The organism is Pseudomonas sp. LBUM1651 (assembly GCF_059716135.1).
In genome coordinates this window covers 207287-234081 of the sequence record NZ_CP166805.1, presented here as the reverse complement: position 1 = coordinate 234081, position 26795 = coordinate 207287, and the positions used below count along the sequence as shown (strand labels likewise).

At 59.9% G+C, this 26795-nt stretch carries 26 protein-coding genes; 18 read left to right on the top strand and 8 right to left on the bottom strand.

Annotation, left to right across the window (positions count from 1 at the left end; genetic code table 11):
- The first annotated feature begins 7 nt into the window (after nucleotides 1-7).
- On the top strand, nucleotides 8-487 hold the full coding sequence (gene rimB, locus ACA066_RS01135; RefSeq protein WP_017335912.1) for a retropepsin-like aspartic endopeptidase RimB: 480 nt from the start codon (nucleotides 8-10) through the stop codon (nucleotides 485-487).
- Nucleotides 484-1389 carry a 30S ribosomal protein S6--L-glutamate ligase gene (gene rimK, locus ACA066_RS01130; protein WP_007952690.1) on the top strand — a complete coding sequence of 302 codons (906 nt, stop codon included), beginning with the start codon at nucleotides 484-486 and terminating at the stop codon, nucleotides 1387-1389. The genes rimB and rimK overlap by 4 nt, the downstream gene beginning before the upstream one ends.
- Before the next feature lie 161 nt (nucleotides 1390-1550).
- Here rimK and ACA066_RS01125 read toward each other — a convergent pair whose 3' ends face one another.
- Both ACA066_RS01125 and ompR read right to left on the bottom strand, forming a co-directional pair.
- Nucleotides 1551-2864: an ATP-binding protein gene (locus ACA066_RS01125; protein ID WP_214380174.1), complete on the bottom strand. Its 1314-nt coding sequence runs from the start codon at nucleotides 2862-2864 to the stop codon at nucleotides 1551-1553.
- A 103-nt stretch (nucleotides 2865-2967) separates the two neighbouring features.
- A complete protein-coding gene (gene ompR / locus ACA066_RS01120) occupies nucleotides 2968-3708 on the bottom strand; it encodes an osmolarity response regulator transcription factor OmpR (protein ID WP_497697791.1) in 741 nt (246 codons plus the stop codon).
- 360 nt (nucleotides 3709-4068) lie between these two features.
- On the opposite strand from ompR, the gene ACA066_RS01115 reads away from it, so the two are divergent.
- The 7 genes from ACA066_RS01115 to tauD all read left to right on the top strand — a co-directional run bounded on the left by ACA066_RS01115 (nucleotide 4069) and on the right by tauD (nucleotide 12493).
- Nucleotides 4069-6393, top strand: a complete 2325-nt coding sequence (locus tag ACA066_RS01115) for a Tex family protein (protein ID WP_497697790.1) — start codon at nucleotides 4069-4071, stop codon at nucleotides 6391-6393.
- Nucleotides 6393-6776, top strand: a complete 384-nt coding sequence (locus ACA066_RS01110; protein ID WP_497697789.1) for a PaaI family thioesterase — start codon at nucleotides 6393-6395, stop codon at nucleotides 6774-6776. Before ACA066_RS01115 ends, ACA066_RS01110 begins: the two co-directional genes overlap by 1 nt.
- A 336-nt stretch (nucleotides 6777-7112) precedes the next feature.
- A complete protein-coding gene (gshA, locus tag ACA066_RS01105; RefSeq protein ID WP_497697788.1) occupies nucleotides 7113-8696 on the top strand; it encodes a glutamate--cysteine ligase in 1584 nt (527 codons plus the stop codon).
- A 280-nt stretch (nucleotides 8697-8976) separates the two neighbouring features.
- Complete coding sequence (gene tauA, locus ACA066_RS01100) at nucleotides 8977-9954, top strand: taurine ABC transporter substrate-binding protein (protein ID WP_497697787.1); 978 nt, start codon at nucleotides 8977-8979, stop codon at nucleotides 9952-9954.
- Nucleotides 9955-9970: 16 nt separating this feature from the next.
- Nucleotides 9971-10765: a taurine ABC transporter ATP-binding subunit gene (gene tauB, locus ACA066_RS01095; protein WP_497697786.1), complete on the top strand. Its 795-nt coding sequence runs from the start codon at nucleotides 9971-9973 to the stop codon at nucleotides 10763-10765.
- Complete coding sequence (tauC, locus tag ACA066_RS01090) at nucleotides 10762-11595, top strand: taurine ABC transporter permease TauC (protein WP_214380169.1); 834 nt, start codon at nucleotides 10762-10764, stop codon at nucleotides 11593-11595. Before tauB ends, tauC begins: the two co-directional genes overlap by 4 nt.
- A 55-nt stretch (nucleotides 11596-11650) precedes the next feature.
- On the top strand, nucleotides 11651-12493 hold the full coding sequence (gene tauD, locus ACA066_RS01085) for a taurine dioxygenase (protein ID WP_497697785.1): 843 nt from the start codon (nucleotides 11651-11653) through the stop codon (nucleotides 12491-12493).
- Between the two features lie 163 nt (nucleotides 12494-12656).
- Here tauD and mgrA read toward each other — a convergent pair whose 3' ends face one another.
- From mgrA to ACA066_RS01065, 4 genes are all read right to left on the bottom strand, one after another.
- Nucleotides 12657-13694 carry an L-glyceraldehyde 3-phosphate reductase gene (gene mgrA / locus ACA066_RS01080; RefSeq protein ID WP_084318295.1) on the bottom strand — a complete coding sequence of 346 codons (1038 nt, stop codon included), beginning with the start codon at nucleotides 13692-13694 and terminating at the stop codon, nucleotides 12657-12659.
- A gap of 160 nt (nucleotides 13695-13854) precedes the next feature.
- Entirely contained in the window at nucleotides 13855-14319 is a 465-nt protein-coding gene (locus tag ACA066_RS01075) for a type II toxin-antitoxin system HicB family antitoxin (RefSeq protein ID WP_497697784.1), read from the bottom strand.
- Complete coding sequence (locus ACA066_RS01070) at nucleotides 14316-14498, bottom strand: type II toxin-antitoxin system HicA family toxin (protein ID WP_497697783.1); 183 nt, start codon at nucleotides 14496-14498, stop codon at nucleotides 14316-14318. Before ACA066_RS01070 ends, ACA066_RS01075 begins: the two co-directional genes overlap by 4 nt.
- A 130-nt stretch (nucleotides 14499-14628) precedes the next feature.
- Nucleotides 14629-15519, bottom strand: a complete 891-nt coding sequence (locus ACA066_RS01065) for a LysR family transcriptional regulator (protein ID WP_497697782.1) — start codon at nucleotides 15517-15519, stop codon at nucleotides 14629-14631.
- A 129-nt stretch (nucleotides 15520-15648) separates the two neighbouring features.
- On the opposite strand from ACA066_RS01065, the gene ACA066_RS01060 reads away from it, so the two are divergent.
- The 4 genes from ACA066_RS01060 (at nucleotide 15649) to ACA066_RS01045 (ending at nucleotide 18253) form a co-directional block, all read left to right on the top strand.
- Nucleotides 15649-16389: an SDR family oxidoreductase gene (locus tag ACA066_RS01060; RefSeq protein WP_497697781.1), complete on the top strand. Its 741-nt coding sequence runs from the start codon at nucleotides 15649-15651 to the stop codon at nucleotides 16387-16389.
- Nucleotides 16390-16421: 32 nt separating this feature from the next.
- On the top strand, nucleotides 16422-16928 hold the full coding sequence (locus ACA066_RS01055) for a DUF1097 domain-containing protein (RefSeq protein ID WP_497697780.1): 507 nt from the start codon (nucleotides 16422-16424) through the stop codon (nucleotides 16926-16928).
- 37 nt (nucleotides 16929-16965) lie between these two features.
- Entirely contained in the window at nucleotides 16966-17853 is an 888-nt protein-coding gene (locus ACA066_RS01050; RefSeq protein ID WP_497697779.1) for an SDR family oxidoreductase, read from the top strand.
- A gap of 139 nt (nucleotides 17854-17992) precedes the next feature.
- Nucleotides 17993-18253, top strand: a complete 261-nt coding sequence (locus ACA066_RS01045; protein ID WP_214380162.1) for a hypothetical protein — start codon at nucleotides 17993-17995, stop codon at nucleotides 18251-18253.
- A 2-nt stretch (nucleotides 18254-18255) separates the two neighbouring features.
- Here ACA066_RS01045 and betT read toward each other — a convergent pair whose 3' ends face one another.
- Both betT and epsC read right to left on the bottom strand, forming a co-directional pair.
- Nucleotides 18256-20211, bottom strand: a complete 1956-nt coding sequence (gene betT / locus ACA066_RS01040; protein ID WP_497699791.1) for a choline transporter BetT — start codon at nucleotides 20209-20211, stop codon at nucleotides 18256-18258.
- A 540-nt stretch (nucleotides 20212-20751) separates the two neighbouring features.
- Nucleotides 20752-21678 (bottom strand): serine O-acetyltransferase EpsC, encoded by a 927-nt coding sequence (gene epsC / locus ACA066_RS01035; protein ID WP_497697778.1) that lies wholly within the window; start codon nucleotides 21676-21678, stop codon nucleotides 20752-20754.
- A gap of 192 nt (nucleotides 21679-21870) precedes the next feature.
- On the opposite strand from epsC, the gene ACA066_RS01030 reads away from it, so the two are divergent.
- From ACA066_RS01030 to ACA066_RS01010, 5 genes are all read left to right on the top strand, one after another.
- Nucleotides 21871-22869 (top strand): D-cysteine desulfhydrase, encoded by a 999-nt coding sequence (locus ACA066_RS01030; protein WP_497697777.1) that lies wholly within the window; start codon nucleotides 21871-21873, stop codon nucleotides 22867-22869.
- Between the two features lie 348 nt (nucleotides 22870-23217).
- Complete coding sequence (gene tcyJ, locus ACA066_RS01025) at nucleotides 23218-24012, top strand: cystine ABC transporter substrate-binding protein (protein ID WP_497697776.1); 795 nt, start codon at nucleotides 23218-23220, stop codon at nucleotides 24010-24012.
- Complete coding sequence (gene tcyL / locus ACA066_RS01020) at nucleotides 24012-24677, top strand: cystine ABC transporter permease (RefSeq protein ID WP_033058489.1); 666 nt, start codon at nucleotides 24012-24014, stop codon at nucleotides 24675-24677. The genes tcyJ and tcyL overlap by 1 nt, the downstream gene beginning before the upstream one ends.
- 4 nt (nucleotides 24678-24681) lie before the next feature.
- The gene (tcyN, locus tag ACA066_RS01015; RefSeq protein ID WP_497697775.1) at nucleotides 24682-25437 is read left to right on the top strand and encodes an L-cystine ABC transporter ATP-binding protein TcyN; all 756 of its coding nucleotides are present in this window, start codon (nucleotides 24682-24684) and stop codon (nucleotides 25435-25437) included.
- A 467-nt stretch (nucleotides 25438-25904) separates the two neighbouring features.
- The gene (locus ACA066_RS01010) at nucleotides 25905-26654 is read left to right on the top strand and encodes a hypothetical protein (protein WP_497697774.1); all 750 of its coding nucleotides are present in this window, start codon (nucleotides 25905-25907) and stop codon (nucleotides 26652-26654) included.
- Nucleotides 26655-26795: the final 141 nt, after the last annotated feature.

The window sequence follows — 26795 nt, the reverse complement described above, 5'->3', positions numbered from 1 at the left end:
TTTCCTATTGAAGACATTTGACCATTTAACCGTTATCGGTCTGCGCGAGTGGGTGGCGCTCCCGGATTTGGGAGTCGCGGGCCTGCGGGCAAAAATCGATACCGGGGCCAGCACCTCCAGCCTGCACGCCACCGACATTGAGCCGTTCGAGCGCGAGGGCGAGAGCTGGGTGCGCTTCACCGCGCACCTGGGCACGGTCGTGCAACTACGTCACCGCCGCTGCGAAGCACCACTGGTGACGATGAAAACCATTAAAAGCTCCAACGGCCATGCGCAGAAGCGTTACGTGGTCAGCACCACCCTGGCCCTCGGTGATCGGGTCTGGCGGGTCGAGTTCACCCTCGCCTGCCGCAAGTCCATGCGTTATCGCCTGTTACTCGGTTCCAAAGCCCTGATCGACGGCCAACTGGTGGTCAATCCGGGCATTAAATATGTACAAGACAAGCCGGTGTTCCCGGTATCTACCTCCTCCACAGGTGTTGCATGAAGATCGCTGTGCTGTCGCGGAACCCGCGTCTGTATTCCACTCGTCGTCTGGTCGAAGCCGGTACCGAGCGTGGCCATGAAATGGTGGTGATCGACACCCTGCGCGCCTACATGAACATCGCCAGCCACAAGCCGCAGATCCACTACCGCGGCAAACCGCTGGAAGGTTTCGACGCGGTGATCCCGCGGATCGGTGCCTCGGTGACGTTCTATGGCTGCGCGGTGTTGCGCCAGTTCGAAATGATGGGGGTGTTTCCGCTCAACGAATCGGTGGCCATTGCCCGCTCGCGGGACAAACTGCGTTCGCTGCAATTGCTGTCTCGCCGTGGAATCGGTTTGCCGGTCACCGGATTTGCGCATTCCCCGGACGACATTCCCGACCTGATCGACATGGTCAACGGCGCACCGCTGGTGATCAAGGTGCTGGAAGGCACCCAGGGCATCGGCGTGGTGCTGTGTGAAACGGCGACGGCGGCGGAATCGGTGATCGAGGCGTTCATGGGCCTCAAGCAGAACATCATGGTTCAGGAATACATCAAGGAAGCCGGCGGTGCGGACATTCGCTGCTTCGTGGTCGGCGACAAGGTGATTGCGGCGATGAAGCGTCAGGCCAAGCCTGGGGAGTTTCGCTCCAACCTGCATCGCGGTGGCAGCGCCAGTCTGATCAAGATCACGCCGGAAGAACGCATGACCGCGTTGCGTGCGGCGAAGGTGATGGGTTTGTCGGTTGCGGGCGTGGATATCCTGCGTTCCAATCACGGGCCGCTGGTGATGGAAGTGAATTCTTCGCCGGGGCTGGAAGGGATTGAAACCACCACCGGGAAGAATGTGGCGGGGATCATCATTGAGCATCTTGAGAAGAATGGTGGGCCGAATATGACGCGGACCAAAGGCAAGGGTTAAACCGGTCCTCTGTGGCGAGGGAGCTTGCTCCCGCTCGGCTGCGCAGCAGCCGTAAAACCAGGCAACCGTGTTTCAGCTACGAGAACACGGTTGCCAGCTTTGGGAGTCCTTCGGCCTCCAGCGGGAGCAAGCTCCCTCGCCACAAGGTTTATCTGCGCCGCTTAAACCGCGTCTCTCGGCAACATCAACCCAAGCGGCAACCGCACCCGCGCTTCCAGCCCGCCACCAGACCGGTTGCGCAACTCAACATTCCCGCCATGCATCGAAGCAATCCGCTTCACAATGGCCAGTCCCAACCCGGTCCCTTTACCACCACGAGCACGATCCCCCCGGGTAAACGGATTGAAGATCGCTTCCAGCTCCGACGGATCAATTCCCGCCCCGCGGTCCATGACGCTCAGCACCACATAGGGCGCGCTCACGTCCCCGGACACATACGCCGCCACTTCGACCCCACTGCCAGCATGATGCAGCGCGTTGCCGATCAGGTTGTTCAGCAGCCGTTTCATCGACACGCGACGCAACGGGAACGGCTGAATCGGCTCCAGGCGCAGGCGTACTTTCTCTTCATTCTGGTTGTAAGGCGCAGCGACTTCACGCACCAGATCGGTCAAGTCCACCTCTTCCACCGACTCATCGCGGCCATCGCGAATGAACGCGAGGAACTGGTCGAGAATCGCGTCCATGTCTTCGATGTCACGCACCATGTCGTCCGTCAGGTCGCTGTGGTCGCCCATCAGTTCCAGTGACAGCCGCAATCGCGTCAGTGGCGTACGCAAGTCATGGGACACCCCGGCCAGCATCAGCTCGCGCTCGCGGCCGGCCTGTTCGACGTCTTCAGCCATCTGGTTGAAGGCGCGATACACCTCGGTCATCTCGCTTGGCGTATCGCTGATCGGCAGACGCACACTACGGCCCTGGCCAAGTTGCCTCGCGGCATAGACCAAGCGCTTCAAAGGTTGATTGAGCTGACTGACGAAGATCCACGCCGAGGCGGTGGACAGCAAGCCGATGGCAAGGAACCAGCCCAGCACGTTCCAGATTTTCTGGCCGCGCAACGGATGCGGATAAAGCGGCACTTTCAGCCAGCCATCGCCCAGACTTGGCGCCCGAACCCACAGCGCTGGCGGTGAGTGCATGCGCAATCGCACCTCGGTGTCGGCACCGAGCTCTGCCTGCATCTGCCGCTGATAGATCTCGCTGTAAGGCCAGTGTTGCTCGCCCTCCGGCACGCCAGTGCCCACCACCCGGATCAGGGTCGCGGCTTCGGCAATCTTGTCGCGGTTGTTTTCATCCGCCGCCCAATAGGCGCGCAGCGTCAGGGCGACGCCGTGGCTGTATTGACGGTCCACCAGCACGTCTTCGTTCATCAACAGATAAACCAGGGTCAGCGCCTTGGAAAACAGGACGACGATCAGCACCAGCCACAGGGTGCGGGAGAAGAAACTCTGGGGGAACCACACGGGGGTTTTCATGGATAACCGCTACACACTTGCAGGAGCGAGCGATGCTCGCATATTGCGGATCGCGAGTCTGCGGACAACATCATCCGCACGACCCGCTCCTACAAATCGCCGATCACTTGGCGGCGGCGCCATCCGGAACGAACACGTAGCCCACGCCCCAGACGGTCTGGATGTAACGGGGCTTGGATGGATCGGGTTCGATCATCCGGCGCAGACGGGAAATCTGCACATCGATGGAACGCTCCAGGGCATCCCACTCACGACCACGGGCCAGGTTCATCAGTTTGTCGCGAGTCAGTGGCTGACGCGCGTTCATGACCAACGCCTTGAGCACCGCAAACTCACCGGTGGTGAGCATGTGCACTTCGTCACCGCGTTTCAGTTCGCGAGTCGCCAGCGACAATTCGTAGTCGCCGAACGTCACGCTTTCGTCTTCGCTGCCCGGCGCACCCGGCACCGGCGCGGACTGACGACGCAGGACGGCTTTGACGCGCGCCATCAGCTCGTCCGGGTTGAACGGCTTGGCCAGGTAATCGTCGGCGCCCAGTTCCAGGCCCTTGATACGGCTCAGCTCGTCGCCCTTGGCGGTGAGCATGATGATCGGAATCTGATTGTTCGCGCCGCGAAGGCGGCGGCAGGCGGTCAGACCGTCTTCGCCGGGCAGCATCAGGTCGAGGACGACCAGGTTGAACACTTCACGCGCCAGCAGGCGGTCCATTTGTTCAGTGTTCGGTACGGCGCGGGCACGGTAGCCCTTGCTGACGAAAAAGCGTTCCAGCAGGCTGCTGAGCCCCGGATCGTCGTCAACGATAAGAATTTTTTCGCCTTCAGCAATGTTTGCAGTGCTGCTCATTGGATGCTCCTTTGATCTCGGCGCGCATTATGGCGTAGCTGCCGTTATACGCACCGTGTGCATTGTTAGCAGATTTTTCCTTCACCGCCAGAAATCCGGGCATTGTGCCTACAGCCTGTGATGCCCCCGAATGACAGAACGCTGGTTATAATGCGCGGCCTTTTGTGTCAGGCAACGTCTGATCATTACTGCGGTAGCCGCTTTTTATTTTCAAGGCGCTGGCAGTATTTGTTCGATTTCACGGGTCAACGGGATGCCTGTTGATCCAGGTAGCGGCGCAGGCCAGGCCGCTCAACCAGACTCGCCGAGCCTTTATCCCTGTGCCTGCGAGCCTGCTTTCACAATTTGTCAGGTGGTTTTATGGACAGCATCAACAGCCGCATCGCCGAGGAACTCGGCGTACGCCCACAACAGGTCGAAGCGGCCGTCGCGCTACTCGATGAAGGCTCTACCGTTCCCTTCATCGCCCGTTACCGGAAAGAAGTGACCGGCAGCCTCGATGACATTCAGTTGCGTCATCTGGAAGAGCGTCTGCGCTACCTGCGAGAACTCGACGAACGGCGCATCAGCATCCTTGCCAGCATCCAGGAGCAAGGCAAGCTGACCCCGCAACTGGAACGCGACATCAAGCTCGCCGACACCAAGACCCGCCTCGAAGACTTGTACCTGCCGTACAAGCAGAAGCGCCGCACCAAGGGCCAGATCGCCCTGGAAGCCGGCCTCGGCGAGCTGGCCGACGGCCTGTTCAACGACCCGACCCTGAATCCGGACACCGAAGCCGCGCGCTTCGTTGATGCCGAAAAAGGCGTCGCCGATGTCAAGGCCGCCCTCGAAGGCGCCAAGTACATCCTGATGGAACGCTTCGCCGAAGACGCCGGCCTGCTGGACAAGCTGCGCAACTACCTCAAGCAGGAAGCCACCCTCAGTGCCCGCGTGATTGCCGGCAAGGAAGAGGAAGGCGCCAAGTTCCGCGATTACTTCGAACACGACGAACCGCTGAAAAGCATGCCGTCGCACCGCGCGCTGGCGATTTTCCGTGGCCGCAACGAAGGCATTCTCAGCTCCGCGCTGAAAGTCGGCGATGAACTGCCGGGCACCATGCACCCGTGCGAAGGCATGATCGGCCAGCAATTCGGCATCCAGAACCAGAACCGCGCCGCCGACAAATGGCTGGGCGAAGTGGTGCGCTGGACCTGGAAGGTCAAGCTCTACACCCACCTCGAAACCGATCTGTTGGGCGAGCTGCGCGATGGCGCGGAAACCGAAGCGATCAACGTGTTCGCCCATAACTTGCACGACCTGCTGCTGTCGGCCCCGGCCGGCCCGCGCGCCACGCTGGGCCTCGACCCGGGCCTGCGCACCGGTTGCAAGGTCGCCGTGGTCGACGCCACCGGCAAGCTGCTGGATCACGCCACGGTTTACCCGCACGTGCCGCACAACAAATGGGACCAAACCCTCGCGATACTTGCTGCCCTGTGCGCCAAGCACTCGGTGGACCTGATCGCCATCGGCAACGGCACCGCCAGCCGCGAGACCGACAAGCTGGCCGCTGAGCTGATCAAAAAATACCCGGCGATGAAGATGACCAAAGTCATGGTCTCCGAGGCCGGTGCATCGGTTTACTCGGCGTCGGAACTGGCGTCCAAGGAATTCCCGGACCTCGACGTGTCGATCCGTGGCGCAGTGTCGATCGCCCGTCGCCTGCAGGATCCACTGGCCGAGCTGGTGAAGATCGATCCGAAATCCATCGGTGTCGGCCAGTACCAGCATGACGTGTCGCAGCTGAAACTGGCGCGCGGCCTGGACGCTGTGGTTGAGGACTGCGTAAACGCCGTCGGCGTGGACGTGAACACTGCCTCCGTGGCGCTGCTGGCCCGCATCTCCGGCCTCAACGCGACCCTGGCGCAAAACATCGTCAGCCACCGCGACGAGCATGGCGCGTTCAAAACTCGCGCGGCGTTGAAGAAAGTCGCGCGTCTGGGCGAAAAAACCTTCGAACAGGCCGCTGGCTTCCTGCGCGTCATGAACGGCGACAACCCGCTGGATTCGTCTGCGGTTCACCCGGAAGCCTATCCACTGGTCCAGCGCATCGCCGCTGAAACCGACCGCGACATCCGCTCGCTGATTGGCGATGCAAGCTTCCTCAAACGCCTCGATCCGAAGAAGTACACCGACGAGACTTTCGGTCTGCCAACGGTCACCGACATCCTGCAAGAACTGGAAAAACCGGGCCGCGACCCACGTCCAGAGTTCAAGACCGCCGAGTTCCAGGAAGGCGTCGAAGACCTCAAGGACCTGCAGCTGGGCATGATCCTCGAAGGCGTCGTGACCAACGTGACCAACTTCGGCGCGTTCGTCGACATCGGCGTGCATCAGGACGGTTTGGTGCACATTTCCGCGCTTTCGGAGAAGTTCATCAAGGATCCGCGTGAAGCGGTCAAGGCCGGTGATGTGGTGAAGGTGAAGGTCATGGAAGTCGACATCCCGCGCAAACGCGTCGGCCTGTCGATGCGCATGAGCGACACCCCGGGCGAGAAAATTGACGGCGCCCGTGGCGCACGTCCGGGGTCGGCACCGCGCCAGTCCCAGAACACTGCACCGCGCAAGGAAACCACGGCGGCGGCCCCGGCCAACAACGCCATGGCTTCGCTGTTCGCCAACGCCAAGCAGTTGAAGAAACGCTGATGGACATTCCGGCCGGGCTGACCGAAAGCGCGTTTTTCAACCTGCTGGGGTGTCGCTTGCACAGTCTGGAGGCCGGGGTGGCGCAAGTCGCCCTCGGGCTTGCACCAGAACTGCGCAATCGCGGCGGCAAGCTGCACGGCGGGGCCTTGTTCAGTCTGGTGGACATTGCCATGGGGCTGGCCTGCTCCAGCACCCACGGCTTTGACCAGCAGAGCGCGACCATCGAGTGCAAGATCAACTACATCCGCGCCGTTTCTGACGGTGAGGTGATGTGCACGGCGCGGGTCATCCACCCGGGCCGCCGCACGCTGGTGGTTGAAGCTGACGTGATGCAGGGCGACAAACTCGTCGCAAAAGCACAAGGCACGTTCGCTGTCCTGTAGCTAGACGTCATCGATTTGAGTTAATTTCGGCGCTGTGACCGCAGCGCCGAAATTTCCTGTGGGAGCGCCTGTGGCGAGGGGGATTGCCCCCGTTTGAGTGCGTAGCACTCACAAGATCTTGGAAATTCAGAGATTTTGGGGCTGCTTCGCAGCCCAACGGGGCAAGCCCCCTCGCCACAGGTCGCTCCCACAGGGATTGCGGCGATCACTCTCCTGGCTGGTTACCCAGTCCTGTGCGGCCCGAAAACCAGGCGAAAACGCCAGTTTCAACTTCACCCTTGTAGACCGTCCTGCCCACCCCCATATTGGGGCGACTGACGCGTGAAGGAATCCAACTTGAGCGAACTTCTCAACCGCCGCCTGGCTCTGCTCGGCGAGCGCGCTAACCTCTCTCTGCTCGAACAGTGCCTTCACGGCATCGAACGTGAATGCCTGCGCGTGACCGGCGAAGGTCGCCTGGCGCAAACGCCGCACCCGGAAGAATTGGGTTCCGCGCTGACCAATGAACAAATCACCACCGACTATTCCGAGTCGCTGCTGGAGTTCATCACGCCCGCCCTGCCCGACCCGGCTGACACCCTGGCGAGCCTGGACAAGATTCACCGTTTTGCCTACAGCAAACTCGGCAACGAGTACCTGTGGAGTCCGTCGATGCCGTGCCCGTTGCCGGCCGAGGAAGACATCCCGATCGCCTATTACGGCACGTCCAACATCGGCAAGCTCAAGTATGTCTACCGCAAGGGCCTGGCCCTGCGCTACGGCAAGACCATGCAGTGCATCGCCGGGATTCACTACAACTTTTCCCTGCCGGAAAAACTCTGGCCGCTGCTCAAGGAAGCGGAAGGCTTTGTCGGCACTGACCGCGACTATCAGTCGTCGGCCTACATCGCGCTGATCCGTAACTTCCGCCGCTACAGCTGGCTGCTGATGTACCTGTTCGGCGCATCGCCGGCGCTGGATGCCGGTTTCCTGCGTGGCCGCTCGCATCAGTTGGAACAACTGGATCCGGGCACCTTGTACCTGCCGTACGCCACCAGCCTGCGCATGAGCGATCTGGGTTACCAGAGCAACGCCCAGGCCGGTCTGACGCCGTGCTACAACGACTTAGCGAGCTACACCGACAGCTTGCGCAAGGCAGTCGCCACGCCGTATGCGCCGTACGTTGAAATCGGTACGCATCAGGACGGTGAGTGGGTACAGCTCAACACCAACATCCTGCAGATCGAAAACGAGTACTACTCCAACATCCGCCCGAAACGCGTGACCTACACCGGCGAACGGCCGATCCAGGCGCTGGTGGCCCGTGGCATTCAGTACGTTGAAGTGCGTTGCCTGGACATCAACCCGTTCCTGCCAATGGGCATAGACCTCCCCGAGTCGCGCTTCCTCGACGCATTCCTGCTGTACTGCGCACTGAACGACAGCCCGCTGCTGACCAATACTTCATGCGGCAACGCGACCTCGAACTTCCTCAGCGTGGTCAAGGAAGGTCGTCGTCCAGGCCTGCAACTGCAGCGCGACGGCCAGCCGGTTGACCTGAAAGAGTGGGCCAGCGAGTTGCTGGAGAAAATTGCGCCACTGGCAGCGTTGCTAGACCAGAGCCATGGCGGCGATGCGCACAGCAAGGCGCTGTTCGCGCAATTGGCCAAGGTCAAGGATCCTTCCCTGACGCCATCGGCCCAGGTGCTGGCGGCGATGGCCGAGCACAAGGAAAGCTTCAGCCAGTTCTCCCTGCGCCAGAGCCAGGCCCACGCGGAATTTTTCCGCAGCGAGCCGTTGAGTGGCGAAGACCAAGCGACGTTTGAAGCGCGGGCGCGTTCGTCGCTGGCGGAGCAAGTGGAGCTGGAACAGAACGAAGTCGGTGATTTCGATGTGTTTGTCGGGTCGTATCAGGCGAGCATTCTGGCGATCAGCAACTAAACACAAACTTCTGTGGCGAGGGAGCTTGCTCCCGCTGGAGGCCGAAGGACTCCCAAAGCAGCGATGGAGGTGTGTCAGCATGAACACGGTCGCTGATTTTGCGGCTGCTGCGCAGCCGAGCGGGAGCAAGCTCCCTCGCCACAAAAGCGATCTACGACTACCCTCTCTTAGAATTTTCCGCTCATAAGCTCATTCTAAAAAGTTATTTATTTTCGGATTCTTATATCATTTAGTCTCCTTTTCACGCCGACTCTCGGTCCGCCTGACAAGGAGCTTCTCAATGAAACTGAATTTCCCTCTCCGCCTCCTGGCGGTCGCGTCTTTGGCCGCAGCGAGTTTCTTTGCCCAGGCGGCTGACGTGACCGTCGCCTACCAGACCACCGTTGACCCGGCAAAAGTTGCGCAGGCCGACGGCGCGTACGAAAAAGCCACCAACGCCAAGATCGACTGGCGCAAATTCGACAACGGTGCCGACATCATCGCCGCCATCGCGTCCGGCGACGTGCAGATCGGCTACCTCGGTTCCAGCCCCCTGACGGCTGCAATCACCCGCAAAGTTCCCGTAGAAACCTTCCTCATTGCCACGCAGATCGGCGCCGCTGAAGCCTTGGTCGCTCGCGACGGTTCCGGCATCAAGACCCCGCAAGACCTGATCGGCAAGAAAATCGCCGTGCCGTTCGTTTCCACCGGTCACTACAGCCTGCTGGCTGCGCTGAAGCACTGGAACATCGACCCGTCGAAAGTCACCGTCCTCAACCTCGCCCCGCCGGCGATCATCGCTGCGTGGAAACGCGGTGATATCGACGCCACTTATGTCTGGGATCCGGCACTCGGTGTGGCCAAGGAAAACGGCAAAGTGCTGATCACCTCCGGCGAACTGGCCAAGTTCGGCGCGCCGACCTTTGATGCGTGGATCGTGCGTAAAGACTTCGCCGAGAAACACCCGGAAATCGTCACCGCGTTCGCCAAAGTCACCCTCGACGCTTACGCCGATTACCGTAAAGACCCGAAAGCTTGGCTCGCCAATCAATCCAACGTCGACAAACTGGTGAAGCTGTCCGGTGCCAAGGCCAGCGACATTCCGCTGCTGCTGCAAGGCAACGTCTACCCGCTGGCGGCTGATCAAGTCATCACCCTCGGCGCGCCGACCACCAAAGCCATCACCGACACCGCCGTGTTTCTCAAGGAACAAGGCAAGGTCGAGGCCGTGCTGCCGGACTACGCGCCGTACGTCAGCGCCAAGTTCATCACCAACTGATCCGGAGTTAATTGCGATGGCTTTGCTACAGCTGGAGCGCATCAGCGCACAGTACCCCGGTAGTCCGGAACCGGTGCTGGCGGATATTTCCCTGAGCCTCGGGCCCCAGCAATTGCTGGTAGCCCTCGGCCCTTCCGGCAGTGGCAAGACTTCGCTGTTGAACCTGATTGCCGGTTTCGTCGAGCCCAGCGCCGGGCGCATCTCCCTCGATGGCGTACCGGTCAAAGGCCCGAGCGCCGAACGTGGCGTGGTGTTCCAGGACGATGCCTTGTTGCCGTGGCAGGACGTGCTGGCCAATGTTGGTTTCGGTCTGGAACTGGCCGGTGTTTCCCGGGACAAACGTGAAATCCGCGCTCGGGAAATGCTCGCGCTAGTGGACCTTTCCGGTTTCGAAAATCGCCGTATCTGGCAGCTGTCTGGTGGCCAGAAGCAGCGTGTCGGCCTGGCCCGTGCGCTCGCCGCCGATCCTCGCGTGTTGCTGATGGACGAACCCTTCGGCGCCCTCGACGCCTTCACCCGCGAACAGATGCAGGAGCTGCTGTTGCAAGTCTGGAAGCGAACTGCAAAACCCGTATTCCTGATTACCCACGACATCGAAGAAGCCGTGTTTCTCGCCACGGATCTGATTCTGCTGGCGCCGAACCCGGGGCAAATCGTCGAGCGTCTGAGCCTGGATTTTGGTCAGCGTTACGCCGCCGGTGAATCCGCACGGTCGATCAAATCCGACCCGCGTTTTATCGAAACCCGCGAACACGTACTCGCCAAAGTGTTCTCCCAACGCAGCGCCGCCACGCGGCAGGAGCGCGCATGAGCAGCTATGAAATTCCGGCCGTGACGGTGAAACCGGGTTCGACGGTCATTCCTGTTCGTCGCAGTTTGAGCACGCGCTGGATCAGTGTGCTGACGCTGGTCGCGCTGGTTGCCATTTGGTGGGCCGTTACCGCTACGGGGATGATCGAGCCTCTTTTTCTGCCACCACCGTCTGCCGTGTTGCAAAAAGGCTGGCTGCTGGTGACCACCGGCTACATGGATTCGACGTTGTGGCAGCACTTGGGCGCGAGCCTCGGCCGCATCGGTCTGGGCCTCGGCTTTGCCGTGCTGACCGCCGTGCCGGTCGGCATTGCGATCGGTGCCAACCGTATCGCGCGCGGCATTCTCGATCCGCTGATCGAGTTCTACCGCCCGATTCCGCCGCTGGCCTATCTGCCGCTGATCGTGATCTGGTGTGGCATTGGTGAGTTGTCGAAAGTCTTGCTGATCTACCTGGCGATTTTCGCCCCGATTGCCATCGCGACCGCCACCGGCGTGCGCACCGTCGACCCGGCCAAGTTGCGCGCGGCGCAGTCGTTGGGCGCTACCCGGGCACAGTTGATTCGCCATGTGATTTTGCCGAGCGCCTTGCCGGACATTTTGACTGGCGTACGGATTGGTCTGGGTGTGGGCTGGTCGACGCTGGTCGCCGCCGAGCTGATCGCCGCCACCAGCGGTTTGGGCTTCATGGTCCAGTCGGCCGCGCAGTTCCTGGTCACCGATGTGGTGGTGCTGGGGATTCTGGTGATTGCGCTGATCGCCTTTGCCATGGAGATGGGCCTGCGCGCCCTGCAACGCAAACTGGTGCCGTGGCACGGCCAGGCTCACTAAAAACTTGTTATTGACCATGCCAACAGCTTGGCACCCCGGATTGAAGAGAAAGACCATGAGCCACCTGACAATCGTCCCCCTCAGCTCCGCGCTCGGCGCGCAAATCAGCGGCATCGACATCAGTCAGCCGCTGAATCTGGAACAGCGCGATGCCATCGAGCAGGCACTGCTCAAGCATCAGGTGCTGTTCTTCCGCGACCAGCCGATCACGCCGCAGCAACAGGCGCGTTTCGCCGCCAATTTCGGCGACCTGCACATTCACCCGATCTACCCGAATGTGCCGGAACAGCCGGAAGTGCTGATCCTCGACACCGCTGTCACCGACGTGCGCGACAACGCCATCTGGCACACCGACGTGACCTTCCTGCCGACCCCGGCGCTGGGCGCGGTGCTCAGCGCAAAATTGCTGCCGGAGTTTGGGGGCGACACGTTGTGGGCCAGTGGCATTGCGGCTTATGAGGCGTTGTCGGCACCGATGAAAACCTTGCTTGAAGGGCTGACGGCGACTCACGATTTCACCCGTTCGTTTCCGCTGGAACGCTACGGCAATACGCCTGAGGCGCTGGTCCAGTGGGAAGAAGCACGCCGGAAAAATCCACCACTGTCGCACCCGGTAATCCGCACGCACCCGGTGAGCGGGCGCCGTTCGTTGTTCGTCAATGAAGGGTTTACTTCGAAGATCAATGAGCTGTCGGAAACCGAGAGCGAGGCGATTCTGAAGTTTCTGTTCGCCCATGCCACGCGGCCGGAATTCACCATTCGCTGGCGCTGGCAGAAGGATGATGTGGCGTTCTGGGATAACCGCGTGACACAGCATTACGCGGTGGATGATTACCGACCGGCGCGGCGGGTGATGCAGCGGGCGACGGTGTTGGGGGATGTGCCGTTTTTCAGGTAGACCCTGATTTTTCCATTGACTGTTCTGGCCCCATCGCGAGCAGGCTCGCTCCCACAGAGTTATCGGTTGGCCACACATTTTGTGGTCAACACCCAACCACTGTGGGAGTGAGCCTGCTCGCGATAGCGATGTCACAGGCGCCAGAGGTTCCGGCGCCGAACACTTACTCAGCCGTCGAAGGCTTCTCCCAAAGATTGATCCCGCCCTCCTGGGCAAACCGGTCAATCTCCGCCAGCTCTTCCACACTGAAGCTCAGATTCTTCAACGCCCCGACGTTCTCAATGATCTGCTCCGGCCGGCTCGCACCGATCAGCGCCGAGGTCACACGAGGATCTCGCAGCGTCCAGGCCAACGCCAGTTGCGCGAGGCTCTGACCGCGACGCTTGGCGATTTCGTTGAGTCCACGCACATGGGCGATGTTGGCCTCCGACAGGTGCGAGGACTGCAAAGAACCACCCCCCGGACGATTCACCCGCGCATCCTTAGGAATGCCATTGAGGTATTTGTCGGTCAACAGGCCCTGCGCCAACGGCGTGAACGCAATCACACCGGTGCCCAGTTCGTCAGTTACCTCCAGCAGGTCCTTTTCCACCCAGCGATTGAGCAGGTTGTAGGCCGGCTGGTGAATCAGCAACGGCACTTTCCACTCTTTCAACAGCGCCGCCATCTCACGGGTTTTCACCCCGGAATACGACGATATGCCGATGTACAGCGCCTTGCCCTGCTGTACCGCGGTAGCCAATGCGCTGGCGGTTTCCTCCAGCGGAGTATCCGGATCGAAACGGTGCGAATAGAAAATATCCACATAATCCAGGCCCAGGCGCTGCAGGCTCTGATCAAGACTGGCCAGCACGTATTTGCGCGAGCCGCCGCCCTGACCGTAAGGACCGGGCCACATATCCCAACCGGCCTTGCTGGAAATGATCAGCTCGTCGCGATACTGCTTGAAGTCTTCGCGCAGCAAACGGCCGAAATTGATTTCGGCGCTGCCGTATGGCGGGCCGTAGTTGTTGGCCAGGTCGAAGTGGTTGATCCCCAGATCGAACGCCGTGCGCAGTAACGAACGCTGGGTGTCGATCGGCGTGCTGTCGCCGAAGTTGTGCCACAGGCCCAGGGACAACGCCGGCAACACCAGACCGCTGCGACCGACGCGGCGGTAAGGGATGGAGTCATAGCGGTTTTCGGCAGCGGTGTAGGTCATCGAATCCTCTCTTGTCTGTCTTGAAGTTGGCATCGACTGCTTCGCAAGTTGCCCAGCATACGCCCAGACAAACGCCGATAAACCTCGGACTTGAGGAAATGCTGAAACGTTTCAGAGATTTTCGATCGGATAGACTCTAGAGCCAAAATCCGCATGGCGTTTATGCCGACAGCTCACGCAGTGCGGCGGCAGCCAAAAAACCGGATCTTGAGCTGTATCGCTGATCCCGCCTGACTGTTTGGTCGATACGCTCAAGCAACTGCTCAGGCAGAGTGGCGTTGAAGCGCACTGACTTGCCGAAGTAAGGCGTGATATCGAAGTCGACCACACCCCATACACCACCTGCGTAATCAGGGTTATCAATATGAGCGTCAATCTCACGCACTTGCGGCAGTGGATCACCATCGGCGACCAACCCCTCATAGTGCAAGGAGAGCGCTTCCTTCACGTTTTCGAATGCCTGCGCCACCGTAGCGCCCGCAGAGAAACAACCCGGCACGTCCGGGATAATCACTCCGTATTCTGAGTCGGCATCCTTGTGCAGAACGACCGGGAATTTCATTTCGGTGAGTCCTTCCTGTGATGTGGCCCCTTCGAGGCTCTCGTTTCCAATGTCGGGGCTCATTTCAGGCCCGCCTGTTTCAAAATGCTGTTGATCGTTCCTTTCGGAAGATCCGAATCAGGGTGCTTAATCGTCACCCGGCCTGCCTTGAACGAATGCTTGTACTGATGGTGGCTACCTTTCACGGCGACCAGATACCAACCATCCTCCTCGATCATCCTGATCATTTCCCGACTTCGCATCACCTTCGTCCTTGTGGGCAGCAACCTGCCGAGCACATTACGCGATGAAAGCAGGCTTAATACACACGATACACACTCTGATAAATATTAGCCCAGTGCAAGGGCGCCCGACTTGCCTGAAGACCAGCGGTTACCGCGCCTGCGCAAACACCTCCCCCAACCAATCCACAAACACCCGAACCCGAGGCGACATGTGTCGGTTGTGCGGATACAGCACTGAAACCGGCATCGGTGGTGGCGGCGTTTCGATCAGGACTTCCTGTATCAGCCCCTGGGTGATCTGCGCTTCCATTCGATAATGCGGGCACTGGATCAAACCCAGTCCGGCAATGGCCGACGCGGCATATATTTCCGCGCCGAATACCGAAATTGCGCCATCAATGGCCACTTCCTTCAGCTCGCCATCGACCATGAATTCGAATGGAAACAACTTGGCGGTGGTGCGTGAGACGTAGTTCACCGCGCGATGGTGTTTCAGGTCTTCGAGGGTTTTCGGTTCGCCGTATTTGCGCAGATACGCAGGGCTGGCGCAGGTGATCTGACGCAGGTTGGCGACACGTTTGCCGATCAGCGCCGAATCGCCGAGGGTGCCGGCGCGCAGTACGCAGTCGACGCCTTCGGCAATCAGGTCGACAAAGCGGTCCGCCTCGCTGATGGACAGTTCTATATCCGGGTAACGGGCCATGAACTGCGGCAACGCAGGGATCACGAAGTGCTTGGCCAAGGTGCCATGCAAATCCACGCGCAATCGCCCCTTCGGCGCCACGCTGCGAAAGGCCAGTTCGGCTTCTTCCAGCTCTGCCAGCAACTGCACACAACGCAGGTAGTAAGCCTCGCCGTCCAGCGTCGGACGCACCTTGCGCGTGCTGCGCTCCAGTAAGCGCGTGCCAAGCCAGGCTTCGAACTGATTCAGCGTGTGGGTCAGGGTTGCCCTCGGCAGGTTCAGGTCTTCGGCGGCCAGGGTGAAGCTGCTGCGCTCGTAGATCCGCACGAAAACCTTCATTGCCTTGACTTGATCCACGCTGCGCTCCTGGCCTTCGATTGTTGGTGATTATTGAACAGTCAAGGCAACTCTCGTGCATTTATCGGCCTGCGTAAACATGTGAGTCTGGCTTCACCCCCAGCAAACACCTTCAAAGGAATCACCGCCATGACTACTCAAACTTCGAAAGTTGCCATCGTGACCGGCGCCTCTCGCGGCATCGGCGCCGTCATCGCCAAACAACTGGCCAGCGAAGGTTTCGCCGTCGCCATCAACTACGCCAGCAGCGCCACTGAAGCGTCGGCTCTGGTTGTCGAGTTGCGTCAGGCCGGCCATCAAGCCATAGCGATCAAGGCTGATGTGGCCAATGCCGACGACGTGCGCCGGATGTTCGATGAAACCGAAACACAACTGGGCAAAGTCGATGTGTTGATCAACAACGCCGGCATTCTCAAAGTGATGCCGCTGGCGCAACACACGGACGAACTGTTCGACCAGAACTTCAACATCCACGCTCGCGGCACTTTCAACACCCTGCGCGAAGCGGCCACTCGCCTGAACAGCGGCGGGAGGATCGTCAATTTTTCCAGCAGCACCGTCGGCATGAACCTGCCGGGCTATGCCGTGTACATCGCCAGCAAAGCGGCGGTGGAATCCCTGACTCAGGTGTTTGCCAAGGAAATGCGCGGTCGCAACATCACCGTCAACGCCGTGGCACCGGGCCCGGTCGCGACTGACCTGTTCCTGCACGGCAAGAGTGAAGAACAGATCCAGACCTTCGCCAAGATGGCCCCGCTGGAGCGTCTGGCTCAGCCCGAAGACATTTCCCGCGTCGTGTCCTTCCTGGTTAGCCCTGATTCGGCCTGGGTCAATGGGCAAATCCTGCGCGTCAACGGCGGCCTCGTCTGAGGCGCCTCACCTGGGTCAAGGAGAAGAAAATCATGAGTCATCCAACCAACACCGCCCACACCGGGCAATCGAAACTGATGTTTACGCTGTTCACCGCAGTGGCGGCTGCCACCGCCGCACTGGCCGCAGGCTCCAGCCTGTTGTTGACCCTGCCGGTCTGGGCAATGTTTGTCGGTTGGGTAGCGTTTTTCAGCCGCGGCCTGACCTTGCGCGACGGCCTGGTAAACCTCTGCTGTGTGCTGATGGGCCTTGCCTTCGGCATGGGTGCGGCGCTGAGCATCGGCGCCCTGGCGCCCACGCTCGGGTTGTTTGCCCTACCAGTCGTGGTGTTTGTCGTGGCAATGGTCGTCGTGTCGCTGCGGGCTACCCGGACGATGAACAACGTCGTCGCTTACTTCCTCGGCCTGATCGCCTGGTTCGCCGCGCACCTGGAACCCTCCCTTGAAAGCTTCGCTGAACTGGGCGGTGCCGGCACCCTAGGCTCCTTCGCTGGCTGGTTGTCCCACGTCGTGCAACAACGTCTTCCTCGTCGCGCCTGAAGCCGAAATCTATCGAATTGCTCAAGAGGTTAACGTCATGAAATCAGTCATTCTCATCACTGGCGCCGGTACCGGTATCGGCAAACTCGCCGCAGAATCCCTAGCGCAAGCCGGGCACATTGTTTACGCCAGCATGCGTGACGTGAACGGTCGCAACGCCGCACGGGCCGAGAGCATTAGGCTCTGGGCCAGAGAGCAAAAGGTTGAGTTGCATCCGCTGGAGCTGGACGTGTTGTCGCAAGATTCGGCAGACGCAGCGGTCGCGACCATCGTGGCCGAACAAGGGCGCCTGGACGTGGTGATGCAAAACGCCGGGCATCTGGTGATCGGCCCGACGGAAGCCTTCACCGCCGAAGAAATCATGAAAGTCTTCGACACCAATTTTTACGGTGCCCAGCGGGTCAGTCGCGCGGTGTTGCCACAGATGCGTGCTCAGGCTTCAGGGTTGGTGTTGTGGATCAGCAGCACCACGACCAAAGGCGGTTTTCCACCGTTCATGGGGCCTTACGCGGCGGCGAAAGCGGCAACGGATTCTCTGGCGGTGAGCATGTCTTATGAACTGACGCGGTTTGGTATCGAGACTTCGATCGTGGTGCCCGGTGCGTTCACTCGCGGCACCGATCATTTCCCGAGCGCAGGAAAACCGGCGGACGTAGCGCGCAGCGAGGCCTATGCTCGATACGATGGCGTAATGGATAAAGTCGGCGAGCGCCTGAGTGCGCTGACGCCGCAGGATGCTGACCCACAGGCAGTGGCCGATGACATCGTGCGGATCGTCGGTTTGCCGCAGGGCTCCCGGCCAGCGCGTTCAGTGATTGATTTCGTCGGGGATGGCGCGGCGCAAGTGCTGGAGGTTTCGGAGCGGGTTCGGATCGACTTTGCGAAGCGGATTGGTATTGAAGACTTGCTTAGTGTGAGTCTGTAAGGACGCCTTCGCGGGCAAGCCTCGCTCCTACAGATTTGTGTCAGACGGCAATCCCGTGATCGACACGAATCCGTAGGAGCGAGGCTTGCCCGCGAAAGCGGCCCCAAAAGCAACACACATCTGAAGGGAGGAACACACCATGCACACCACCATCATCATCTTCTTCGGCCTGGTCCTCCTGGCGCTGATGCTCTTCATCGGCGAGAAAATCGGCTTCGGCCGGCAGACCCTGACCTACAGCTTCATTGTCCTGTGGCTGGCCCTGACGATGATCAACGGCGCCATCGGCGTGGTCACTGCCGGCCAGTCCCTGACGACGGAGCTGGTGGTCGGCAGTGTGGTGTTTGGCGTGCCGGTGGCGGCGCTGGTGCTGTTCATGGCGTTGAGCAGCGAGACCTGACTTCAACGCACCAAATGCAAGAACTGCATGTGCCGCTCGTACTGATCGAGGATGTCGTTGATGACCTGCTCCTTGGTGTACCCCACCAGATCGTAGTCCTGACTGCCCTCGCTCAAATGCACTTCGGCCCGATAATAACGACGATTGTTGAGCTCCTTGGAACCCATGCCGCCACGGGCGAAGGACGGCGTGAAGTAGCCACGCATCTGCACCTGATAGATGAACGGATGCTGCTCGCCGTGACCGATTTCGAGGCTGACGCTGTCGTTCGCCGGGTCGGGCTGCGTGACCACATTCAAACCCTTTTCGACGAACACCGCCGTCACTTCTTCAATCGCCGGGCGCACCGTCGTATCGAGGAAGCGATAGACCTCATCCCGCGACGGGAAATGCACCGCCTGACTCAAGCGCTGACGCCATCCACCACGCCGGGAACCGGACACCGGTGCCAGGGAATGCAACTGCGCGATCTGCTTCTGCGACTCCAGATAAAACGCCTTGTGCAGCCCCCACATCATCAACAACAAAATCATCGAGAACGGCAATGAGGTCAGCACCACCGCCGACTTCAGCGCGTCGATGCTGCCGGAGAACAGTAGCGCACTGGTTACCAGCGCCGTCATCGCGCCCCAGAACACCCGCAGCCATTTCGGCCCGTCTTCATCCGGGTTGCCGCCCTTGGCCGAGAGCGTCGACAGCACCACGGTGCCGGAATCGGCCGAGGTGACGAAGAACACGAAGCTGATGAACACTGTGACCGCAATGACGGTTTTGCTCCATGGATAGGTTTCCAGCAGCAAGTACAACGTCATCGACGGGTTGTCGATGGCCGACATGCCTAGGGCGCTCATGCCGTGGTTGAGCACCTGGTCGATGGCGCTGTTGCCGAAGATCGACATCCACGCCAGGGTGAAACCAAGCGGGATCAACAGCACGCCGAAGACGAATTCGCGGATGGTGCGGCCACGGGAAATCCGCGCGATGAACAGGCCCACGAACGGCGACCATGCGATCCACCAGGCCCAGTAGAACACCGTCCAGCCGCCCAGCCAGTCACTGGGTTTGTCGTAGGCGTAAAGATCGAAACTCTTCATCGGCAACGCGCCGAGGTAGTCGCCGATGTTCTGGATCAAAGTGTTTAGCAGGTGCTGCGTCGGCCCGGCGAACAACACGAACAGCAGCAGCGCACAGGCCAGCAGCATGTTGATGTCGGACATGACCCGCACGCCTTTATCGACGCCGGACACCGCGACGATGATCGCCGCGCCCATCATCAGCGTGATCAGGCCGACCTGAATCCACTGGGTGTGAGCGATGCCGAACAGGTAGTCCAGACCCGAATTGAGGTGCAACACGCCGAAGCCCATGTCGGCACCGAGGCCGAACACCGTGGCGATGATGCCGAAGCCGTCCACGGCGTATCCGATCGGGCCGTTGATGCGTTTGCCGATCAGCGGATACAGCGCCGAACGCAAGGCCAACGGCAGATTGTGGCGGTAGGCGAAATAGGCCAGCGCCATGCCGACGAAGGCAAACACGCCCCAGCCGTGCAGGCCCCAGTGCAGAAACAGAATCTGCATCGCCTGGCGCGCCGCGTCCGCCGTGCCGGCCTCGCCTTGCGGCGGTTGCGACAAGTGGGTCAGCGGTTCGGACACGCAAAAGAAGAACAGCGTGATGCTGATCCCGGCGGCGAACAGCATGCCGGCCCAGGACAGGTAACTGAATTCGGGCTCGTCGTGGTCGGCACCGAGCTTGATCTTGCCGTAGCCGGACAAGGCGGTGACCACCACGAAGACCAGATACAGGGTCATCGCGAGCATGTAATACCAGCCGACCGTATTGGCCGCCCAGTTTTGCGCTTGCAGAAGCCAGGCGCCGGCCTGTTCAGGCATGGCAATGACGACAATGCCGAACAGCAGAATGAAGGTCGCCGCGAAGTAGAACACCGGCGGATTCATGCGGACCTGGCCGCTGGCGGGGGTGGACGGTGCACTCATGAAAGGTGCGCCTCAAGGGGGTGAAACCGGGCAATCAGTAACGGACTCGGCAAGGGCAAGCCTCCTGTTGTGAGCGGGCAGCAAACCGACGGTTTAACTTGAATGAGCGTTCAAGTTAAACATGAATAGGGTGCTAAGGACTAATCGCAGGGCTCGGCGGTACGGTGTGGCGAGGGAGCTTGCTCCCGCTGTGTCGCGAAGCGGCACCCAGGTTTTAGCCAGGAATGCGGCTGCCTTGCAACCGAGCGGGAGCAAGCTCCCTCGCCACAAAAGCTTGTTTGTGTACGCTAGCTCAAGGATGGGTATGACGTGGGATTTGGAGGATTCGTTCAGAGGGAAATTAGCTAAAGGCCATTATCTTGGCTCGGCTTGAAACCATTCGCGGGCAAGCCTTGCTCCTACAGGTTTTGTGTCGTTCATAGATCTACTGTTCGACACATAACCTGTAGGAGCAAGGCTTGCCCGCGAAGAGGCCAGCCAATTCAGCCGAGATTTCCGGACTTACTTCTGCGTCCCATCATCATGCTGCAGATTCGCCTGCGTCAGGTTGCACCCCGCCGGCACACTGCGCGTCAGCCAGACATTGCCGCCAATGGTCGAGCCCTTTCCGATGGTGATCCGCCCCAGAATCGTCGCGCCGGCATAGATCACCACATCATCCTCGACAATCGGATGCCGCAGATGGCCCTTCTGCAACTGGCCGTCTTCCTCCGACGGGAAGCGCTTGGCGCCCAGGGTCACCGCCTGATAAATCCGCACGCGCTCGCCGATGATCGCGGTCTCGCCGATCACCACACCCGTCCCGTGATCGATGAAGAAGCTGCGGCCGATCTGCGCGCCAGGGTGGATGTCGATACCGGTCGCCGAGTGCGCGATTTCTGCGCTGATCCGCGCCAGCAGCGGCAGTCCGGCGCGGTATAAATGGTGCGCGAGGCGATGGTGAATCACCGCCAGAATCCCCGGATAGCACAGCAATACTTCATCGACGCTGCGAGCCGCCGGGTCACCGTGATAGGCCGCCAGCACATCAGTGTCCAGCAGACTGCGCAGCCCCGGCAGGGCCAGTGCGAAGTCCTGAATGATCTGGATCGTTTTGGCTTCGACTTCGGTATCGGCCTCGGCGCTGTGGCGGGCGGCGTAACGCAGTTCAAGTCGTGCCTGCCCCAGCAACGCATTCAACGCGACGTCCAGCGTGTGGCCTACATAGAAGTCTTCACTCTCTTCGCGCAAGTCCACTGGCCCCAGGCGCATCGGGAACAACGCACCGCACAGCGCTTCAAGAATCTCCGCCATGGCCGCTCGGGAGGGCAACTCGCGACCGCCCTGCTCGCCGCTGGCGCGGCCGTTCTGGGCACGCCACTGATCGCGCGCCGTGCGCAGCTGGCTGACGATGGTCTGCAATTGCCAATGGCTGGAACGCTCGCTCACGGTAAAAACTCCACACGGGCGGCCGGACTGTCTGGCCGCACTGACGGCGATTACTTTACGGCAAGGTCTGGAAGCCGAATTAAGAACCGATTGTGCTGTGCTCAGCACGTTTGGCTATAAGTCACCTTGCCGGTTGCCCACACTTATAGCCGTGCCTATAGTCCTGACATCTCCCACCGCCAGTACGGACCCATGATCAAACAACAGCTCGCCCGTTTTGACCGCCTCGATCTACTCGGCCACCCGACCCCTCTGGAAAAACTCGAACGCCTGTCGGCCTGGCTCGGCCGCGACGTGTACGTCAAACGCGATGATCTGACGCCGCTGGCGATGGGCGGCAACAAGCTGCGCAAGCTCGAATACCTGGCCGCCGATGCGCTGGCCCAAGGCGCGGACACGCTGATCACCGCTGGCGCGCTGCAATCCAACCACGTGCGCCAGACAGCTGCTCTTGCAGCGAAACTGGGCCTGGGATGCGTAGCACTGCTGGAAAATCCTTTGGGCACCGACGACGCCAACTATGTCGGCAACGGCAATCGGCTGTTGCTCGATCTGTTCGATACCAAGGTTGAGTTGGTGGAAAACCTCGATAACGCTGACGAGCAACTGGAAGCCTTGGCCGCACGCCTGCGCAGCAACGGCAAAAAACCGTATCTGGTGCCGATCGGTGGCTCGAACGCGTTGGGCGCTTTGGGTTATGTGCGCGCCGGGCTGGAACTGGCCGAGCAGATCAAGGACACCGGCCTGACTTTCGCTGCGGTGGTGTTGGCCTCGGGCAGCGCCGGCACTCACAGCGGTCTGGCACTCGCGTTGAGCGAAGTACTGCCGGATTTGCCAGTGATTGGTGTGACGGTTTCCCGTAGCGATGAAGATCAACGGCCCAAGGTCCAGTGCCTCGCCGAGCGTACCGCGGCGCTGTTGGACGTGCGCCTGCCGGCCAGTTTCAAGGTCGAGTTGTGGGACGAATATTTTGCTCCGCGCTATGGCGAGCCGAATGCCGGGACGCTGTCGGCGGTGAAGCTGGTGGCGAGTCAGGAAGGTTTGCTGCTGGACCCGGTGTACACCGGCAAGGCCATGGCCGGTTTGCTCGACGGGATTGGTCGTCAGCGTTTTGATGAAGGGCCGATCATCTTCCTGCACACCGGCGGGGCGCCGGCGTTGTTTGCCTATAAAGATTCGCTAACTGGCTAAAACATCCTGTGGCGAGGGAGCTTGCTCCCGCTGGGGCGCGGAGCGCCCCCAAAATTTGCGCCGCGGTGTTTCAGTTGAATCGCGGTGACTGGGTTACGACTGCTGCGCAGCCGAGCGGGAGCAAGCTCCCTCGCCACAGGGGATCGAGTCGGCCATATATGCAATTTAAGAATAACAAAAAGAATATTTATTATTTTCCTATCTAAAAGCGGCGTCATATAGTCACGCCGCAGGCGAATTTGCAGCGAGACGCATACGCTGCTTTAGGGCAGGATATTGCAGTCGTCCAAATCCCGATTTTGCCAACATTCCTAAAAGCGTCTTCATAAGAAAACACAGGGGCTTGTCATGAATTTTTCCGCACTACGTCGAAATCTGCTGGTAGGTTCGCTGGGCCTGGCGCTGAGCGCCGGCCTGCTGGGGCAAGCGGTTGCCGGTGAGCAGCTGCAAAAAATCAAGGACGCGGGCGTGATCAACGTCGGTCTGGAAGGCACCTACCCACCGTTCAGTTTCGTCGATGCCGACGGCAAACTGGCCGGCTTCGAAGTCGAATTTTCCGAAGCCCTGGCCAAAGAGCTGGGCGTGAAGGTCAAACTGCAGCCGACCAAATGGGACGGCATCCTCGCGGCGCTGGAATCCAAGCGTCTGGACGCTGTGATCAACCAGGTGACCATCTCCGAAGAACGCAAGAAGAAGTATGACTTCTCCAAGCCGTACACCGTTTCCGGGATTCAGGCGCTGACCCTGACCAAGAACAAAGACACCATCAAGACTGCCGCCGATCTGGCCGGCAAGAAAGTAGGCGTCGGTCTGGGCACCAACTACGAGCAGTGGGTGAAAGAGAATGTGCCTAAGGCAGACATCCGCACTTACGAAGATGATCCGACCAAGTTCCAGGACCTGCGCGTCGGCCGCATCGACGCCATTCTGATCGACCGCCTCGCCGCGCTGGAATACGCCAAGAAAGCCAAGGATACTTCCGCCGCCGGCGAAGCGTTCTCCCGTCAGGAAGCCGGTATTGCCCTGCGCAAAGGCGAGCCTGAACTGCTGGCCGCGGTGAACAAGGCCATCGACAAGCTGCGTGCCGACGGTACGCTGAAAAAGCTTTCGGAAAAATACTTCAGCGCTGACGTCACTCAATAATGGAAGAAGCTTTCCAACTTGCGCTGGACTCCGCGCCCTTTCTGCTCAAGGGCGCGTACTACACGGTAATCCTCAGTCTGGGCGGGATGTTCTTCGGTCTGGTGATGGGTTTCGGCCTGGCGTTGATGCGTCTGTCGCGCTTCAAGCTGGTGAGCTGGATTGCCCGCATCTACGTGTCGTTCTTTCGCGGCACGCCGTTGCTGGTGCAACTGTTCGTGATCTATTACGGCTTGCCGCAACTGGGCATCGAACTTGACCCACTGCCGGCGGCCCTGATCGGCTTCTCGCTGAACATGGCCGCCTACGCCTGCGAAATCCTCCGTGCCGCGATCAGCTCCATCGAGCGTGGCCAGTGGGAAGCCGCAGCCAGTATCGGCATGACCCGCGCGCAAACCCTGCGCCGGGCCATTCTGCCGCAGGCGATGCGCACGGCCCTGCCACCGCTGGGCAACAGCTTCATCTCGCTGGTCAAGGACACGGCGCTGGCCGCCACCATTCAGGTGCCGGAACTGTTCCGTCAGGCGCAGCTGATTACCGCCCGTACCTTTGAAATTTTCACCATGTACCTTGCCGCCGCGCTGATCTACTGGATTCTGGCTACGGTGCTTTCGCACCTGCAGAACCAGTTGGAAGCACGGGTCAATCGGCACGACCTGGAGTCCTGACCCAATGATTGTCGTGGAAAAACTGACAAAGCAGTTCAAGGGTCAAGTCGTGCTCAACGGCATCGATCTGCAGGTGAAGGAAGGCGAGGTCGTCGCGATCATCGGGCCGAGTGGCTCGGGGAAAACCACGTTCCTGCGTTGCCTGAACTTCCTGGAAGAACCCACCAGCGGCCGGATCAAGGTCGGTGACATCGAAATCGATGGCAGCCGCCCGCTGAACCAGCAGCAGAGCCTGGTGCGGCGCTTGCGTCAGCACGTTGGCTTCGTGTTCCAGAGCTTCAACCTGTTCCCCCATCGCACCGCCCTGGAAAACGTCATCGAAGGCCCGATCATCGTGAAGAAGATCCCGCACGCCGAAGCCGTTGCCCTGGGTAAAAAGCTGTTGGCCAGGGTTGGCCTGGCGGGCAAGGAAGACGCTTACCCGCGACGCCTCTCCGGTGGGCAGCAACAGCGTGTGGCGATTGCCCGGGCGCTGGCGATGGAGCCGGAAGTGATCCTGTTCGATGAACCCACCTCAGCGCTCGATCCGGAGCTGGTGGGTGAAGTGCTGGCGACCATCCGCAGCCTGGCCGAGGAGAAGCGCACCATGGTCATCGTTACTCACGAAATGGGTTTTGCCCGTGACGTGGCCAACCGCGTGGTGTTTTTCGACAAGGGTGTGATCGTCGAGCAAGGCGAAGCCAAGGCGCTGTTTGCCAATCCTAAAGAAGAACGCACAAAGCAGTTTCTCAGCAAGTTTCTGAACAATGCTCACAACTGAGCTGTAATGACAAAGTGTTAACTTCCACGGACGGAAGTAACATTGCACGGTCGTAATCCTCCTCACGCACACTCGAATAATTTATCTTTCTTTCAATATTGTGTGCGGTACATATCTATGTCCTGCTACAGATAAACCTCGCCTAAAATCCTCGAAGCTCCTCACCCTCAGTGTGCGCGTGGTCTGCATGTACACTTTGCAAAAACCGCTGATTCAGTGGTCATGTTCGACAGCACGATGCGGCTTCTTAACCTGAAAACGTAGGAGCTTTCTGAATAACACCCGATTCACTACTCAACTAACTCATTCTATTGACAGTTATTCATGCGCACTCTTATCTAGTCTCCAGCCGATGTAAGCATTCACGATCAATCATTGTTCTCATACGAAAGTAATGAGCCGTTTGTTGCTCGGCAATTCAGCTCTTTCAGAAACGGACTTCGCTGCAAGACTTCAAGGAGAAACCCATGAAAAACACTTCGAACAAACCCGAACTTGCGGCGCCGACCGTGGCGCAATCACACAAGAGCGGCATCAATATCACCTCGGCAGCTCATCTGCAGATCGACGTCGCGCCTTACCCCGGCATGGATGAAGGCGACTTGATCGAGCTGTTCTGGGACAACTGCTACGTGGCCTCCAGGGTGCTGAATACCCATGACGTCGGTAAAGCGATCAGTCTGCGAGTGCCGGAAAGCTTCATCGCCAATGGCTCCTCACGCATTCACTATCGGCTCATGCAGGTCGGCCATGGGCCTGCGCTGTCGCCGGCAACACGTGTACAGGTCAAGCTCGACTGCCCGGGTGGCCAGCCATCCGCACTGTGTGGTGACGAAAACCAGTGTCTGGCACCGGTGAGCATTCCCGAAACAATCCGCCGTCAGGGCGTCAACCCGAACCAGATCAAGCGCGGCGTTCCCCTGACCATCGAGCCGTACTTGAACATGGCCGCCGACGATGAAATCACCTTGCGCTGGGGCGATGCGCGCATGGACCTGCCACGGCTCAAGGCGAGCGACGTGGGCGAGCCGATTCAGGTCTGGGTGCCGCCAGCGATCATTCTCGAAGCAGGCGAAGACCTGCGGCTGGAAGTGACCTACTGCATCCTCGACCGGGTGGGTAACAACTCGCGCTGGGCACCGGCACGGACGTTGAAGATTGGGTGTGCCAATCCGTACCTCAAGGTGCCGCCGAAAGGAATGGCTCATGGCTGTTGAAGGAAAGCCAAGGCCGCCGTTCTAACTGTAGGAGCGAGCTTGCTCCGGGCGGCGTTCCGACGATGGACGTCAACGATGACGCTGGCTACCTGAATGAACGCGTTGCCTGCACGTTTTTCGCGAGCAAGCTCGCTCCTACAA

Bases quoted from the DNA above. Each gene is read 5' to 3' on its own strand.
- rimK (WP_007952690.1), top strand. From the start codon at position 484: ATGAAGATCGCTGTGCTGTCGCGGAACCCGCGTCTGTATTCCACTCGT.
- ACA066_RS01125 (WP_214380174.1), bottom strand. From the start codon at position 2,864: ATGAAAACCCCCGTGTGGTTCCCCCAGAGTTTCTTCTCCCGCACCCTG.
- ompR (WP_497697791.1), bottom strand. From the start codon at position 3,708: ATGAGCAGCACTGCAAACATTGCTGAAGGCGAAAAAATTCTTATCGTT.
- ACA066_RS01115 (WP_497697790.1), top strand. From the start codon at position 4,069: ATGGACAGCATCAACAGCCGCATCGCCGAGGAACTCGGCGTACGCCCA.
- ACA066_RS01110 (WP_497697789.1), top strand. From the start codon at position 6,393: ATGGACATTCCGGCCGGGCTGACCGAAAGCGCGTTTTTCAACCTGCTG.
- tauA (WP_497697787.1), top strand. From the start codon at position 8,977: ATGAAACTGAATTTCCCTCTCCGCCTCCTGGCGGTCGCGTCTTTGGCC.
- tauB (WP_497697786.1), top strand. From the start codon at position 9,971: ATGGCTTTGCTACAGCTGGAGCGCATCAGCGCACAGTACCCCGGTAGT.
- tauC (WP_214380169.1), top strand. From the start codon at position 10,762: ATGAGCAGCTATGAAATTCCGGCCGTGACGGTGAAACCGGGTTCGACG.
- tauD (WP_497697785.1), top strand. From the start codon at position 11,651: ATGAGCCACCTGACAATCGTCCCCCTCAGCTCCGCGCTCGGCGCGCAA.
- mgrA (WP_084318295.1), bottom strand. From the start codon at position 13,694: ATGACCTACACCGCTGCCGAAAACCGCTATGACTCCATCCCTTACCGC.
- ACA066_RS01075 (WP_497697784.1), bottom strand. From the start codon at position 14,319: ATGAGCCCCGACATTGGAAACGAGAGCCTCGAAGGGGCCACATCACAG.
- ACA066_RS01070 (WP_497697783.1), bottom strand. From the start codon at position 14,498: ATGCGAAGTCGGGAAATGATCAGGATGATCGAGGAGGATGGTTGGTAT.
- ACA066_RS01060 (WP_497697781.1), top strand. From the start codon at position 15,649: ATGACTACTCAAACTTCGAAAGTTGCCATCGTGACCGGCGCCTCTCGC.
- ACA066_RS01055 (WP_497697780.1), top strand. From the start codon at position 16,422: ATGAGTCATCCAACCAACACCGCCCACACCGGGCAATCGAAACTGATG.
- ACA066_RS01050 (WP_497697779.1), top strand. From the start codon at position 16,966: ATGAAATCAGTCATTCTCATCACTGGCGCCGGTACCGGTATCGGCAAA.
- ACA066_RS01045 (WP_214380162.1), top strand. From the start codon at position 17,993: ATGCACACCACCATCATCATCTTCTTCGGCCTGGTCCTCCTGGCGCTG.
- betT (WP_497699791.1), bottom strand. From the start codon at position 20,211: ATGAATCCGCCGGTGTTCTACTTCGCGGCGACCTTCATTCTGCTGTTC.
- ACA066_RS01030 (WP_497697777.1), top strand. From the start codon at position 21,871: ATGATCAAACAACAGCTCGCCCGTTTTGACCGCCTCGATCTACTCGGC.
- tcyJ (WP_497697776.1), top strand. From the start codon at position 23,218: ATGAATTTTTCCGCACTACGTCGAAATCTGCTGGTAGGTTCGCTGGGC.
- tcyL (WP_033058489.1), top strand. From the start codon at position 24,012: ATGGAAGAAGCTTTCCAACTTGCGCTGGACTCCGCGCCCTTTCTGCTC.
- tcyN (WP_497697775.1), top strand. From the start codon at position 24,682: ATGATTGTCGTGGAAAAACTGACAAAGCAGTTCAAGGGTCAAGTCGTG.
- ACA066_RS01010 (WP_497697774.1), top strand. From the start codon at position 25,905: ATGAAAAACACTTCGAACAAACCCGAACTTGCGGCGCCGACCGTGGCG.